This window comes from Bradyrhizobium sp. CSS354, from assembly GCF_029051725.1.
GTDB lineage: Bacteria > Pseudomonadota > Alphaproteobacteria > Rhizobiales > Xanthobacteraceae > Bradyrhizobium.
In genome coordinates, this window is sequence record NZ_JAACFU010000004.1 from 176,876 (window position 1) to 190,693 (window position 13,818).

A 13,818-nucleotide genomic window follows, 5' to 3' on the forward strand; every position below is an offset into this window, starting at 1 on the left:
TTGCGATGGATCTGGCACGGATATCGTCAACGCAGCCTCGCTTCGCTTACTTCTGCATGAACGACGCCCAACGCTTCTCGGCGGCTTCGCCGGCTGGCGACGACCACCAGGCGTAGGACATCAGCGCCTGCTTCGCCGCGTTCGCGGGCTCGCTCGGCAATTGCGCCGCGCGCTCGGGCTTGATCACATTGGTTTCGAACGCCTTCGGGTTGCCCGGGCCGTAGTCGATATGCAGCGGCAGATTGGCCTGGTGCACGGGATCGACGGCCTCGTTGAGAAACTTGACGGCCGTCTCGAGATTCGGCGCGCCCTTGAGGATGCAGAGCGAGGTGCTTTGCAAAACGCCCTGGTTGTAGGTGAAGGCGACCTTGGCGCCCTCCTTGGCGACCGCGCTGACGCGGCCGTTCCAGGCCATCTCCATGTCGACCTCGTCGTCATTGAGAAGCTGCGCCGACTGCGCGCCGGAGGTCCACCACACCGTGATATGCGGCTTGATCTCTTCCAGCTTCTTGAAGGCGCGGTCGACGTCGAGCGGATAGAGCTTATCGGGCGCGACGCCGTCGGCCATCAGCGCCGCCTCGAGCGTCGCGAAGGGGTGGTTGCGCAGTGCGCGACGGCCGGGAAATTTCTTCACGTCCCAGAAGTCGGCCCAGCTGTTCGGCGCCTCTTTCGGGAATGTCTTCTGGCTGTAGGACAGAACGCTGGAATAGAACTCGTAGGACACCGAGTACGGACTACGATAGCCCTCCGGCATCGCCGCGCCGTTCGGAATCTTCGAGAAGTCGAGCTTCTCGATCAGCCCCTGCTCGCCGCCACGCAGGCAGTTGCCGGTCGGAGTATCCACGACATCCCAGATCGGCTTGCCGCTGCCGACTTGCGTCTTGATCGCGGGCCAGGCGTCGGGAATGGAGTCCTGGTTGACGGTGATGCCGAGCTTCTTGGCGGAGGGATCGAGGATCGCCACCGTCTGCGCCTGCTGGTAGGCGCCGCCCTGCGAGACGAAGGTGATCTGTTCGGCGGCGGCGATGCCGGTTGTTGCAAACAATCCGAGCGATCCGCCCAACAAAGCGTAGCCAAATCGAAAATCTCGTTTCGTCGTCATCCTCGCCTCCTCTGTGACCAATTAAATTCACTGACCGATCGCATCGAGAAACTGGTACCAGCCGGCGACCATGCGCACGGCGGGCTCGCGCAACGGATAGAACGGGATAGCTTTCAATCGCCGCGCGTCGAGCAGTCCGACCTCTGGCGTCTCGCCGCGCACGAAGGCGGCGAGGTAGCGGCCCATCAGGCTCGACATCGCCACGCCCGCGCCGTTGTAGCCCATCGAGAACAGCGTGCGGTCGTCGATGCGGCCGATATGCGGCACCGAGTCCAGCGTCATCGCGACCAGGCCCGACCATTTGTAGGCAAGCGGGATATCGGCAAGGTCGGGGAAGATACCCACCATCGCCTTGCGCAGCGCATCGAACGCGGGTGCGGAGTCCTGCTTGCCGAAGGCACCGCGGCCACCGAAGATCACGCGATTGTCGACCATCCGGAACCAGCGCATCATGCGCTTGGTCTCGGTGTAGGTGCGGCCCGTCGGCATCAGCTTGCCCGCCAGATTGCGCGGCAGCTTTTCGGTCGCGATCATGGCGCTGCGGAACGGGATCAGCGTGCGCTGCATGTTCGCGGTCGCGCCGGTGAGGTCGGAGTAGCTGTTGGTGGCGATGATCGCCTGCTTTGCCCGCACCGCGCCTTGCGGCGTTTCGGCGACGATGCCGCCGTTTTCGTGCCGGAGGCTTACTACCGGCGATTCCTGGTAAATCGGCACGCCGCGGCGCGCCACGCCTCCGGCGAGGCCGCGCAGATAGTTCAGCGGATGGATGCCGCCGGAGCCGGGATTGAGCACGCCGCCGACGAAAATGTCGGAGCCGGTCTCGTCGCGCACCTGCCCCTTGTCGAGGATGCGGACCTCGGCACTCCCCATCTCGCGCGTCATCCAGTTGGCTTCGTCTATCGCGGCCCGGAGCGTCGTCTCGTTGTGCGCGGCCTTGACCTGGCCGGAGCGCGTCAGATTTGCGCTGGTGATGTCATATTCGGCGACGAGCTCCTCGACGATGTCGGTCGATTCATGCGCGATCTCGTACATGCGCTGCGCCACGGCGCGGCCGTGCACAGCGTCGATGTCGCGGAACGAGAGGCGGAATTTTGCGGTGATCACGCCGCCAGTGCGGCCACTCGCGCCCCAGCCCGGGCGGTTGGCCTCGAGCACGATCGGCGACAAACCGCTCTTGGCGATGTGGTGTGCCGCCGACAGGCCGGTATAGCCCGCCCCGATGATCACCACATCCGCCTGCTGCTCGCCCGACAGGACCGGAAACTCGCGCGCCGGCTCCGCCGTGGCGGCCCACAGCGAATTGGCCGATGGCAGCGCGGTCCAGTCCCGTGTCATGCCGCCGCTCATGCCCTACGCCGCCGGTCCGATGGCCGCATCGGCGAGCGCTTTCAATGTCGGGAAATGGAAATCTGGCTTGGTCAGCGTCTCCACGGCCGGTGTACCGCCAAAGCCGGCCATGCCCTGACGGCGCTCGATCCAGCACACCTTGTAGCCGAGTTTCCGCGCGATCCCGATGTCGTGATACTGGCTCTGCGCGACGTGCAGGATATCGGACTGCTTGTAGCCGAAAGCGGACTGGCGGCCCTTGTTGTAGGCGAAGAACTCCGGATCTGGTTTCGCAACGCCAGTCTCGTCGGCGCACACGGTATCGTCGAAGGGATTGCCGAGCGCATGCGCGTAACAGGAGAGCGCGACGCGGTCGGCGTTGGTCATGGCGACCAGCCGAAATTTGGTGCGCAGGCGCTTCAAGGCCTCGACCGAGTCCGGGAACGGTCCCCAGCGCAGCACCGCGAGTTGGAAAACGTCGCAGGAGGCGTCATCGGCCTGCAGCCCGAGCTCCTTGGCGAGATAGCGATAGACATGAAACATCACCTCGCTCGAACGCTCATGGTGCTTGTCGCGGCCACGCTTATAGGATTCGAAGATCTTGTCGTCGCTGAGCTCGGCCGGCGACTTGCCCGAGATCCTGCGCACCGCGGAGAGCACGCCGGTCTCGAAATCGATCAAGGTGCCGACGACGTCGAAGGTGAGAACCTTGAAATTGCTGAACGAGGCTGCTGACGACATTTTTGGCTTCTTCTCTCGGTTGGACAAGACTTAGGTTCAGTCCCTCACCCTGGGCACGACGATGGTGTCCTCGGGATGAAGGGTCACGGTGAGACTGCCGCCGAGCGGCGGGATGCGGCTGTAGGCTTCGTGGTGGCTCGCCTGGCGCAGGCTGAGCACGATGCCATCGGCGAGCGCGAGGAAGATGCGCAGGCTCTCGCCCTGATAGACGATATCGGTGACCGTTCCAGTGAGCCGATTGCAGGCGGTGTCCTGCGCGCCGTCGTCGATCAGCAGCTTTTCGCTGTGCACGGCGAGCATCAGCGAGTCTCCGTCAGGAATGGCGCGGGCGCTGCGCAGAAGGACATTGCCGAGTGCAACGCCGGAGGCATCGATGCGCCGCACCGGCAGCATCGTAGCTTCGCCAATGAAACTCGCGACGAAGGAATCGGCGGGATGATCGTGCAGCCGCTCGGGCGCGTCGATCTGGACCAGCCTGCCGTCCTTCATCACGGCGACGCGGTCGCTCATGGTCAGCGCTTCGCGCTGATCGTGGGTGACGTAGATGATGGTGGCGCCGATGCGCCTGTGCAGCGTGCGTAGCTCGATCTGCATGGATTCGCGCAGCTGCTTGTCGAGCGCGGACAGCGGTTCGTCCATCAGGATCAGCCGCGGCTCGAAGATCATGGCGCGTGCGAGCGCCACGCGCTGGCGCTGGCCGCCGGAGAGTTGCGCGATGCCGCGCTCTTCATAGCCGGCAAGGCCGACCATCGAAAGTGCCGCGCGTACCTTGTCCGGCCAGGCCGCCTTCGGCAGCCGTCGCGCGCGCAAGGGAAAGGCGACGTTCTCCCCGACGCTCATATGCGGGAACAGCGCGTAGTTCTGGAACACGACGCCGATGTCGCGCTTGTGCGGCGGCATCCAGGTGACGTCACGACCGCCGAACAGGATCGTTCCGCTCGATGGCAGGATGAAGCCGCCGAGGATGCCGAGCAACGTGGTCTTGCCGGAGCCGGAGGGGCCGAGCAGCGAGACGAATTCGCCGGCGGCGACATTGAGGGACACGTCGTCGAGAGCGCGAACGGCGCCATAGGCCTTGCTCGCGGATCTGATCTCGACGCTTTCCGCTCGTTTGTCCAACGATCGACCTCGCCATGTCCCTACAATGGCGTGCCTCACTGCGCGCCATAATCCTGCTTTATAGACAGGAAATTTGAGTACTTACGGTGGAAGCGTGCACCGCACCACCTCTTCGCTCGCAAGCCCTGTCTTTAGGCTGTGATGGCGATGACACCAGACTTGGCAAAACTCGGCAATTGCCAAATTCTCACCTGGCTCATAACATGGTGTTATGCCCGAGCTGCGCCGGATGCTGCCCTCAAGTAACGCCCTGTTCGTCTTCGACGCAGCGGCGCGCAATGGCAGCTTCACGGCGGCTGCCGCAGAACTGAACGTCACCCAGCCTGCGGTGAGCCGGATGCTGGGCCAGTTCGAGGACCATCTCGGCGTGCGCCTGTTCGACCGCAAGGCGGGACGCGCGGTGCTCACCGAGGAAGGCGAACTCTTGTATCGCCGCGTGCTCGAAGGCTTTCGCAGCATTGAGAGCGGGTTGGTCGAGATCGAGCGACGCCGCAAGGGCACCGAGACGGTGACGCTGTCGGTCTCCTCCGCCTTCACCACGCATTGGCTGATGCCGCGGATCGACAAGCTGCAGCGGCAATTCCCGCAGGTCGATTTGCGCTTTCAACTGATCTCCGGCGCGCTGCGCGGACCGGTGGAAAATGTCGATCTCGGCATGCGCTTCCGCGATCGCGAGGAGCCGTCATCCGGCGGCACGCTGGTAATGAAGGAGGTCATGCTGCCGATGTGCAGCCCAGCCTATCTCGGCGAAACCGATCCCGCCGAGGGCAACACCATAATTCGGCTCGCCGAGACGCCGGGCGACTGGGCCGCGGATTACGCATCGCTTCTCACCGGGCGCCGCGGCGCGGCCAAGGCGCTGAGCTTCACGGACTATGCCGTCGTGATGCAGGCCGCCCTGCTCGGCCAGGGCATCGCGCTCGGTTGGCTGACGGTCGCCTCGCACTGGCTGTTGACCGGCGCGCTGGTGCCGGCCTCCGACACGCTCACCACCACACGCCGCATCTGCGAATTCCTGCCACCGCGCAACCGGCCGATGCGCCCCATCGCCGCCGAGATCCGCGACTGGATCATCGCGCAGATGCAAGGCGAGATTGCCGCGATCGACCGGGTCTATCCGAAGCTCGGCGCGATGGCCGCGTGCTACTGATGCTCGATCGCGCGGATTGCGCCGCGCAGCTCGGCGAGACCGCGGAGGCGGCCAATCGCGGTGTAGCCGGGATTGGTGCGCTTGGTGGCGGCGAGATCGTCCAGCATGCGGTGGCCGTGGTCGGGACGAAAGACGATTTGCTTGTCGGGCGAACGTCGCGCGTTCTCCTTCAGCAGCGCCTTCAGCACCGCGACCATGTCGACGTCACCGTCGAGATGATCGGACTCGTAGAAGGATAGGCCATCCCCCTCGCGCTTGGTCGCGCGCAGATGCGCAAAGGCAATACGCGGACCGAAGCGTTCGGCCATCGCGGGAAGATCGTTCTCGGCGCGCACGCCGAGCGACCCCGTGCACAGGCAGATACCATTCGCCTTTGACGGCACGGCATCGAACAACGCCTGATAGTCATCGGCGCTGGACGCGACGCGCGGCAGGCCGAACAACGGGCGCGGCGGGTCGTCCGGATGCAGTGTCAATGAGACCCCGAGCCGCTCAGCGACGGGTGTGACGCGGCCCAAAAACTCGGCCAGATGCTGCCGCAGGATTTTTGGCGTGACGTCGCGATATGTTTCGAGCCGGTCGCGGAATTGCGGGATGGTCATCGGCTCGGTGGTCGAGCCCGGCAGCGCGCTGGCGATCACCATGACGAGGTAATCGATATCGGCTTGACTCATCTGGTCGAACAGCTTTTTCGCACGAACCTGCTGCTCCGGCGAATACTCGGCGGCGGCGGCCGGCCGCTTCAGGATCTGCAGCTCGAACGCAGCAAAGCGGTCCTGGTCGAAGCGCATGGCACGAGCGCCGTTCGGCAACTCCCATTCGAGATCGGTGCGGCACCAATCCACGACGGGCATGAAGTTGTAGCAGATGATCTTGATGCCGGAAGCGGCCACCGCCTCCATGCTGGCGATCCACGTCTCGATCGAGCGCGTCGCTTTAGCCCCGAGACGCTTGACATCGTCGGGGATCGGAATTGATTCCACCACCGACCAGGTCAGCTGCGAACGGCCGGGTTGGCCGTTCTCGATGAAATTCTTGCGCTCCTCGACCGCCTTGCGTGTCCAGGCTTCGCCGATCGGCACCTGATGCAGCGCCGAGACGATGTCGCTCGCCCCGGCCTGCCTGACATCGTCGAGCGAGACCGGATCATCCGGCCCGTACCAGCGCCATCCCTCCAGCATCATCGAAATTCTCCCGGATCAGTTCGCGGTCAGCACGACCTTGACGCTCTGCGAGCGGTCGAGCGCCAGCCGCAGCGCGTCCGGCGCGGTGGACAGCGGCCGCTCGGCGGTGACCAGCGACAGCACGTCGACGCTGCCGTCCGCAATCAGCTCCACCGCCGTCATGAACTCGAGCCCGAAACGGAACGAGCCGCGCAGGTCGATCTCCTTCGCCATCACCGCATTGGCCGGTACCGGAATCTGGCCACCCGGCAAATTGCCGATCTGCACCACCACGCCGCCGCGCCTGACGATGCCGATCGCACTGGCAAGGCCTGCAGCCGTGCCCGAGACTTCGAACGCGACATCGTAGGGGCGCGACGCGGCCTGCGCCTTCAGGCCTTCCTCGCCGGCTGCAACATTCTCGACGTGTGAGGCGCCGAGCCGGGTCGCAAAGGCCAGCGGCGCCGGCGCGATGTCGGCCACCGTGATGTCGGTCATGCCGGCGCGGCGCGCGGCGAGCATGGTCAGAAGCCCGATCGGACCGGCGCCGAAAATGATACCGCGCTTGCCTTCGATGGTGCCTGCACGCGCGACCGCATGCAGGCAGACCGCGAGCGGCTCGGCCAGCGCCGCGGCCTGATAGGACACATGATCGGGGATCTTCACGCACTGCGCCGGGATTGCGTCGAAGTAATTGGCAAAGCCTCCCTGCATGTGCGGCGTCTTCGAGGCCGAGCCCATGAAGTAGATATTTTCGCAGAGGTTTTGCCGGCCTTGGCGGCAGGCGACGCAGTGGCCGCACCAGCGCGACGGGTTGACGGCGACACGGTCGCCGACCTTCAGGTTCGCTGCGGAGCCCGCGATCTCCACGACCTCGCCGGAGATCTCGTGGCCGAGCACCAGCGGCGACTTCACCACGAAATCGCCGGTCCGGGCATGACGGAAATAATGCATGTCCGAGCCGCAGATGCCGCCGGCGCCGAAGCGGATGCGCACCATGCCTTCCGCGAGCTTGTCGAGCGGATGCTCGACCATGCGCAGATCTTCGGGGCCAAACAGGGTTGCGGCGAGAGCAGTTGAGGTCATTTGGAAAGTCCCATGTATTTCGGCAGCCAGAGGGTCAATTCGGGAATGTAGGTGATCGCGAGCAGCGCGAGCATCAGCGGCACCAGCCAGGGCAGGATCGCCACTGTCGTACGCTCGACCGAGAGCTTTGCCACGCGTGCGAGCACGAACAGCACCATCCCGAGCGGCGGATGGAGCAAGCCGATCATCAGGTTCAGCGTCATGATCAGACCGAAATGGATCGGGTCGATGCCGAGCTTGAGCACGATCGGCAGCAGGATCGGCACCAGAATGGTGATCGCCGCCGTGGTGTCGATGAAGCAGCCGACGAACAGGATCAGGACGTTGGCGAGCGCCAGGAACACCCATTTGTTGTGGGTGATGCTGAGCATCCAGTCCGACAGCATCTGGGCTGCCTGCGACACTGTGAGGAGCCAGGCGAAGATCGAGGCGGCCGTGACGATGAACAGAACCGACGCCGTGGTCTCGATGGTGTCGAAGGTCGCCTTCGCCACCGTCTTCATTGTCATGGTGCGGTAGCGCACGAGGCCGAGAAAGAGCGACCAGATCACGGCGGCGACCGCCGCTTCCGTCGGCGTGAACCAGCCGAGCGTCATGCCGCCGATCAGGATGACCGGCGCCATCAGCGCCATCACCGCGGAGAAGTCGAAGTACCAGTCCATCGCGAGCAGCACGACCAGACCAATCCCAACTGCCCAATTGGTGGAGAGACCGGCGACCGTCAGAAGCCAGACAGCCATCGGGAAGCTCAGTACGACGAGGATCTCAAGCCCCGCCGCCCCCAATTGCGGCCAGGAGAACGGCGTATCGTTGCCCCATTTGTTCTTGTGCGCGAAATAGGTGACGGTAGCCATCATGAGCAGCGTCAGCACGACGCCTGGAATGACACCCCCCAGAAACAGCGCGCCGATCGAGACGTTGGCCATCATGCCGTAGATCACGAAAGGCAGCGACGGCGGGATGATCGGCCCGAGCGTCGCCGACGCCGCGGTGACGCCGACGGAGAATTCCGTCGAGTAGCCGTGGTCCTTCATCGCCTTGATCTCGATGGTACCGAGACCCGCGGCATCCGCGATCGCGGTGCCGGACATTCCGGAGAAGATCACCGAGCCGATGATGTTGACGTGGCCGAGGCCGCCGCGCATCCAGCCGACCAGCGCGACGGCGAACTTGTAGATGCGCCCGGTGACGCCGGCGATGTTCATGAGATTGCCGGCCAGGATGAAGAACGGCACGGCGAGCAGCGGAAAGCTCTCGACGCCGGCGATCATGCGCTGCGCCAGCGTGACGTCGGGAGTCACGCCGCTGACCAGGATGTAGAGCAGCGACGACGCCGCCATGGCAATCGCCACGGGAACGCCGAGCAGCATCAGGACGAGAAAGCCTCCAAGCAACAGCAGCATGACCTTACCCTTCAAAACCGTCGTAGGCGCCGGGACGTTCGAGGATCGAGTAGCCCTGCCGCAAATGTTGCACGGCCACCTGCAGAGAGCGCACGAACATCAGCACGAAGCCCAGCAGCACCGCGTAGTAGACGTAGTCCTTTGGAAGATTGATCGTAGTCATGGACTCGTCGCCGATGATCTGGATGTAGACCCAGACCAGCTTGATGGCGTAACCGAAGAAGGCGATCCGGATCAGGTCGATCACCGTCGACAACGCCCGCGCCATGAGGTGCGGCAAATAGCGGTAGAGCAGATCGACCTGGATGTGCCGCGACAGCCGGACGCACATCGAGGAGCCGATGAAGACCACGCCGATCAGGCAGTAGGTCGCGATCTCCTCGGTCCAGGCGTAGCTGTCGTTGAGCACGTAGCGGGTGAAGAACTGGAGGAAGACGGCAAGCGCCATCACCCAGAAGATCGCCAGCGCCACCCAGTCCTCGAAAGCGTAGATGCCGAGATCGACCTTCGGTGCCGCCTCCTCCTCGAAAGTGTGGGCGATCTCGTCCGCGGTGATCTGCCGGTGCGTTTCGGCGGTGGACATGGGTTGCTCCTCAAACTGATCACGTCGTTCCGGGATGGTGCGCTAGCACCAGACCCGGAACCTCGAGATCCCGGGTTCGGTCCTGCGGACCGCCCCGGGATGACGATACGTCGTTACTTCACCGCCTGAATGCGTTCCCAGTCGGCCTTGCGATAGCCAAACGTCTCGAACGCGACGTTCTTCAGCACGGTGTCGCGGAACTCGTTCTTGTCGACCTCGGTCACGGTCAGGCCCTTCTCCTTGAAGAAGGCGACCAGCTTGGCCTCGTTCTGTTTGATCTCCGCGGTCGCTTTGGCGGCGGCTTCCTGCGCCACGTCGGTGAAGATCTTCTTGTCGTCGTCGCTGAGCTTCTTCCAGAGCGCGCCGGCCACCACCGTGTTGAGATGGTCGACGATGTGGCCGGTCAGCACGATGTGCTTCTGCACCTCGTAGAACTTCTTGGCCTCGATCGTGGTCAGCGGGTTCTCCTGAGCCTCGACGGTGCCGTTCTGGAGCGCGAGATAGACTTCGGCGAACGCGATCGGCGCGGTGTTGGCGCCGCAGGCGCGCGGCATCGCCAGATAGGCGGGAACGTCGGGCACGCGCATCTTCAGGCCCTTGAGGTCGGCACAGGTCTTGATCGGCTTGTTCGACGAAGTCTGGCGCACGCCGTAATAGGTCACCGCGACGATGTGGTGGCCGCTCTTGTCCTCATAACCCTTGGTAAGCTCCTTGAAGATGTCGCTCTTGGTGTATGCGAGCAGATGATCGGCATCGCGGAAGGTGTAGGGATAATAGGTAACGCCGATCGGCGGAAAGCTCTTCGCGGCAAAGCTCGATCCGGAGATAATGATGTCGACCGAACCAAGCGAAAGGCCCTGGTTGATGTCGGCCTCCTTGCCGAGCTGCGACGCCGGATAGACGTCGATCGCATAGCGCCCGTTGGTGCGCTTGCCGATCTCCTGCGCGGCCCAGACCGACGCGGTGTGGAAGGGCTCCGAGGTCTCGTAGACATGGGCCCATTTGAGCTTGGTCTGCGCCATGCCGGCGCCAGTCGTAGCAATCATCGCCGCGGCCGAGACCGCCACCACCATTGTTATCTTTTTCAACACTGACTTTTCCTCCATTTTTCAAGTCTACTTCTTGTTCACCCGCCTGAAGTGGACGCGGGCCGCCCTATCTCATCGCCGCCGCGCGCTGCCGCTTTTGGCCCGCTTCTTCAGCGCTCGCTCCGGTTTTGCCGGCGTTACCGGCGAGCCTGCCGATCGGCCGCGTGCCGAAGACGATCCTGCCGCGGTCTCGGCGCCAAAATTCTGCGCAAAGCGCTCCTGGGATCGTGCGAGATGATCGCGCATCGCATCGCGCGCGGCCCCGGGATCATGCGCCGTGATCGCGTCGCGCACCGCGCGATGCTCGTCGAGCGCAGTGCGCCACGTGCCCGGGCTCTCGAAATAGTGCGCAAGCTGCGCGAAATAGGGATTGAGGCGCTGGTCGAACAACTCGCCGACCACGCGCACCAGAACGGCATTGCCGAGGCTTCCGGCGATCGCGACGTGGAAGGCGCGGTCATGGACCATCGAGGCTTCGCCGGGGTGTTCTACATTCTCCATCGCGACAAGGGACGCATCGATGCGGGCAACGTCGTCCTTCGTCGCCACGCGCGCGGCTTCTTCGGCAATGGCGCTTTCCAGGAACTCGCGGGCGCGCAGCAGCTCGAACGGGCCCTCGATGACGGAAGCAGGCGCGATCGCGGCAACGGCCGCGGGCTCGATCACATAAATGCCGGAGCCGACGCGGATACGGAGGCGGCCCTCGACTTCAAGCGCGATCAGGGCTTCACGCACCGTCGGCCTGGAAATCTTGAGTTGCTCGGCGAGCTCGCGTTCGGTCGGCAAGCGGCTGCCGACCGCGTACTCGCCGCTGTCGATCAGGTTTCGCAATTGATCGGCGACCTGGCGATAAAGCCGTCTCGCCTCCACAGCTTCCAGCGGCACGCTGGTCCTCCCGAAAAGGGTCACGCCGGCAGCTCTCGCTGCAGGCAGCCCGCCAATTTTGGAAAATTGGTCTTACCAATTGACCGCAGCATTGACCGAGGACGGGCGCCATGTCAAGCAGCGGCCAAACAAGGGGAGAGACGACCATGCGCCTTGATCCAACGCGCCTTGGCCGCGCCAATCTCGACCGGCTGCCACCACGTATCCGCCGCCCGGCCTACGATCGTTCGCGCGTCACGCCCGGCATCGTGCATCTCGGCCTTGGCGCGTTTCATCGCGCCCACCAGGCCGTCGTCATCGACGATTGCCTTGCGGCCGGCGCCACCTCGTGGGGCATCGTCGGCGCCAGCCTGCGCAGCCCTGACACACGCGACGCCCTCGCCCCGCAGGATCATCTCTATACGGTCGCCGTCCGTGCCGCCGAAGGCACCGAGCACCGCATCATCGGTTCGCTGCTCGACAGCGTGGTCGCGCGCGAGAGCCCGGCACGATTGGTCGAGCGAATGGCCGATCCCGCCATTCGCATCGTCTCCCTCACCGTCACCGAGAAAGGCTATTGCCACACGCCGCAGACCGGCGATCTCGACGAGCGGCATCCTGATGTCGTGCACGACCTCAACAATTTCGACGCACCGCGCTCGGCACCCGGCTTCATCGTTGCAGCGCTGGCGCGCCGGCGGGCCCTGGGCGCCCCGCCCTTCACTGTGCTGAGCTGCGACAACCTCGCCGCCAATGGCCACACCGTGCAGCGGATCGTGACGCAATTCGCCGCGCTGCGCTCGAAGGATCTCGGCAAGTGGATCGCGGATACCGCGGCCTTCCCCTCGACCATGGTCGACCGCATCGTGCCGGAGACGACGGATGGTGACCGCGATGCGGTTTCATCGGCGCTCGGTTTGCGCGACGCATGGCCCGTCATGACCGAGCCGTTCACGCAATGGGTGGTCGAGGACCGTTTCACGGCAGGCCGGCCCGATCTTGCCGCTGCCGGCGTCGAGCTCGTCAACGACGTCAAGCCGTTCGAGCTGATGAAGCTGCGGCTGCTCAACGCCAGCCATTCGGCGCTGGCCTATCTCGGCTATCTCGCCGGCTACGAGACTATCGCCGACACCATGCAGGATCCGCATTTCGCACGCCTCGCCGCGCAGGTGATGGAAGAGGCCGCGGTGACGCTGACGATGCCCGGGGGCACCGATCTCGCCGCCTATCGCGCCTCGCTGCTCAAGCGCTTCGCCAATCCGGCACTGCGTCACCGCACCTGGCAGATCGCGATGGATGGCTCGCAAAAGCTACCGCAGCGCCTGCTCGGCGCGATCCAGGATCGTCTCGCCAGGAACCTGCCGATCGCGACGCATGCGCTCGCGGTGGCCGGCTGGATGCGCTACGTCACCGGCCGCGACGAGAAGGACCGCACCATCGACGTGCGTGATCCGCTCGCCGCCGAGTTCGCTGGCTTGGCGCGCGAGGCAGGTCCCGTCGCCGAACGATTGGCGCCCGCGCTGCTCGGCGTCGGAAAAGTGTTCGGGCCGCTGGGCGCGGAGCCGCGCCTGCGCGAGGCCGTGACCGTGGCGCTCGGCCGACTCTATAAGGATGGCGCGCGGCGTGCGGTGGAGACGCTTGTCTCAGCGTGACCACAAAACGGGCAGCAATGCTGCATTGCGGTCCAGATCGAACGGAAAGTCGACGGAAGTCGCGCTTGATTTTTCCCTGTCATTGCCCCACCCGAGAGGCATGGCAAAGGACAACAAGGTGATCGCCGCGAACGCAGCGTTCTACGCCGCCTTTTCGACCGGCGATTTCGACGAAATGGAGCGGATGTGGGCGGACGATGACACCATTTCCTGCATTCATCCCGGCTGGCCGGCCATCATCGGCCGGGCCACGGTGATCGGAAGCTGGCGCGACATCCTGCAGAGTCCGGAACGCCCGCAGATCGTCTGCGCGGAACCGCAGGCCATTGTCGATGGCGACAGCGCGCGCGTGCTCTGCATCGAGATCGTCGACGGCACGGCATTGGCCGCTGCCAACCATTTTCGGCGCGTCGGGGACGACTGGCGCCTGGTGCACCACCAGTCGAGTCCGATCGCGCAAATTGTCGAGCAAGCTGAGGACGATAGAGCGAGCCACCGCGTCCATTGAGGGCGCCCGGCCCGCAAGCACATTCTACTGTGC

Annotated in this window: 13 protein-coding genes; 3 read left to right on the forward strand and 10 right to left on the reverse strand. The window is 64.5% G+C overall.

Going from position 1 to position 13,818, the window contains the following annotated elements:
- Nucleotides 1-46: 46 nt before the first annotated feature.
- The 4 genes from GWG67_RS10810 to GWG67_RS10825 are packed head-to-tail and all read right to left on the reverse strand — an operon-like array spanning nt 47 to nt 4,288.
- Nucleotides 47-1,102 carry an ABC transporter substrate-binding protein gene (locus GWG67_RS10810; RefSeq protein WP_275169341.1) on the reverse strand — a complete coding sequence of 352 codons (1,056 nt, stop codon included), beginning with the start codon at nt 1,100-1,102 and terminating at the stop codon, nt 47-49.
- A 27-nt stretch (nt 1,103-1,129) separates the two neighbouring features.
- Nucleotides 1,130-2,437, reverse strand: a complete 1,308-nt coding sequence (locus GWG67_RS10815) for an FAD-binding oxidoreductase (RefSeq protein WP_275169342.1) — start codon at nt 2,435-2,437, stop codon at nt 1,130-1,132.
- Nucleotides 2,438-2,452: 15 nt separating this feature from the next.
- On the reverse strand, nt 2,453-3,169 hold the full coding sequence (locus tag GWG67_RS10820; RefSeq protein WP_018454007.1) for an HAD family hydrolase: 717 nt from the start codon (nt 3,167-3,169) through the stop codon (nt 2,453-2,455).
- 36 nt (nt 3,170-3,205) lie between these two features.
- Nucleotides 3,206-4,288, reverse strand: a complete 1,083-nt coding sequence (locus GWG67_RS10825) for an ABC transporter ATP-binding protein (RefSeq protein ID WP_275169343.1) — start codon at nt 4,286-4,288, stop codon at nt 3,206-3,208.
- A gap of 211 nt (nt 4,289-4,499) precedes the next feature.
- On the opposite strand from GWG67_RS10825, the gene GWG67_RS10830 reads away from it, so the two are divergent.
- Nucleotides 4,500-5,438 (forward strand): LysR family transcriptional regulator, encoded by a 939-nt coding sequence (locus tag GWG67_RS10830; RefSeq protein ID WP_275169344.1) that lies wholly within the window; start codon nt 4,500-4,502, stop codon nt 5,436-5,438.
- Here GWG67_RS10830 and uxuA read toward each other — a convergent pair.
- The 6 genes from uxuA to GWG67_RS10860 form a co-directional block, all read right to left on the reverse strand.
- On the reverse strand, nt 5,432-6,622 hold the full coding sequence (gene uxuA / locus GWG67_RS10835) for a mannonate dehydratase (RefSeq protein ID WP_275169345.1): 1,191 nt from the start codon (nt 6,620-6,622) through the stop codon (nt 5,432-5,434). The genes GWG67_RS10830 and uxuA overlap by 7 nt on opposite strands.
- A gap of 15 nt (nt 6,623-6,637) precedes the next feature.
- A complete protein-coding gene (locus GWG67_RS10840) occupies nt 6,638-7,687 on the reverse strand; it encodes an L-idonate 5-dehydrogenase (RefSeq protein WP_275169346.1) in 1,050 nt (349 codons plus the stop codon).
- A complete protein-coding gene (locus GWG67_RS10845) occupies nt 7,684-9,090 on the reverse strand; it encodes a TRAP transporter large permease (protein ID WP_275169347.1) in 1,407 nt (468 codons plus the stop codon). Before GWG67_RS10845 ends, GWG67_RS10840 begins: the two co-directional genes overlap by 4 nt.
- A gap of 4 nt (nt 9,091-9,094) precedes the next feature.
- Nucleotides 9,095-9,673: a TRAP transporter small permease gene (locus tag GWG67_RS10850; protein WP_275169348.1), complete on the reverse strand. Its 579-nt coding sequence runs from the start codon at nt 9,671-9,673 to the stop codon at nt 9,095-9,097.
- Between the two features lie 113 nt (nt 9,674-9,786).
- The gene (locus GWG67_RS10855) at nt 9,787-10,746 is read right to left on the reverse strand and encodes a sialic acid TRAP transporter substrate-binding protein SiaP (RefSeq protein ID WP_275169689.1); all 960 of its coding nucleotides are present in this window, start codon (nt 10,744-10,746) and stop codon (nt 9,787-9,789) included.
- Between the two features lie 87 nt (nt 10,747-10,833).
- On the reverse strand, nt 10,834-11,646 hold the full coding sequence (locus GWG67_RS10860) for a FadR/GntR family transcriptional regulator (protein WP_275169690.1): 813 nt from the start codon (nt 11,644-11,646) through the stop codon (nt 10,834-10,836).
- A gap of 146 nt (nt 11,647-11,792) precedes the next feature.
- On the opposite strand from GWG67_RS10860, the gene GWG67_RS10865 reads away from it, so the two are divergent.
- Both GWG67_RS10865 and GWG67_RS10870 read left to right on the forward strand, forming a co-directional pair.
- Complete coding sequence (locus GWG67_RS10865; protein WP_275169349.1) at nt 11,793-13,277, forward strand: mannitol dehydrogenase family protein; 1,485 nt, start codon at nt 11,793-11,795, stop codon at nt 13,275-13,277.
- Nucleotides 13,278-13,377: 100 nt separating this feature from the next.
- A complete protein-coding gene (locus GWG67_RS10870; protein WP_275169691.1) occupies nt 13,378-13,785 on the forward strand; it encodes a nuclear transport factor 2 family protein in 408 nt (135 codons plus the stop codon).
- Nucleotides 13,786-13,818: the final 33 nt, after the last annotated feature.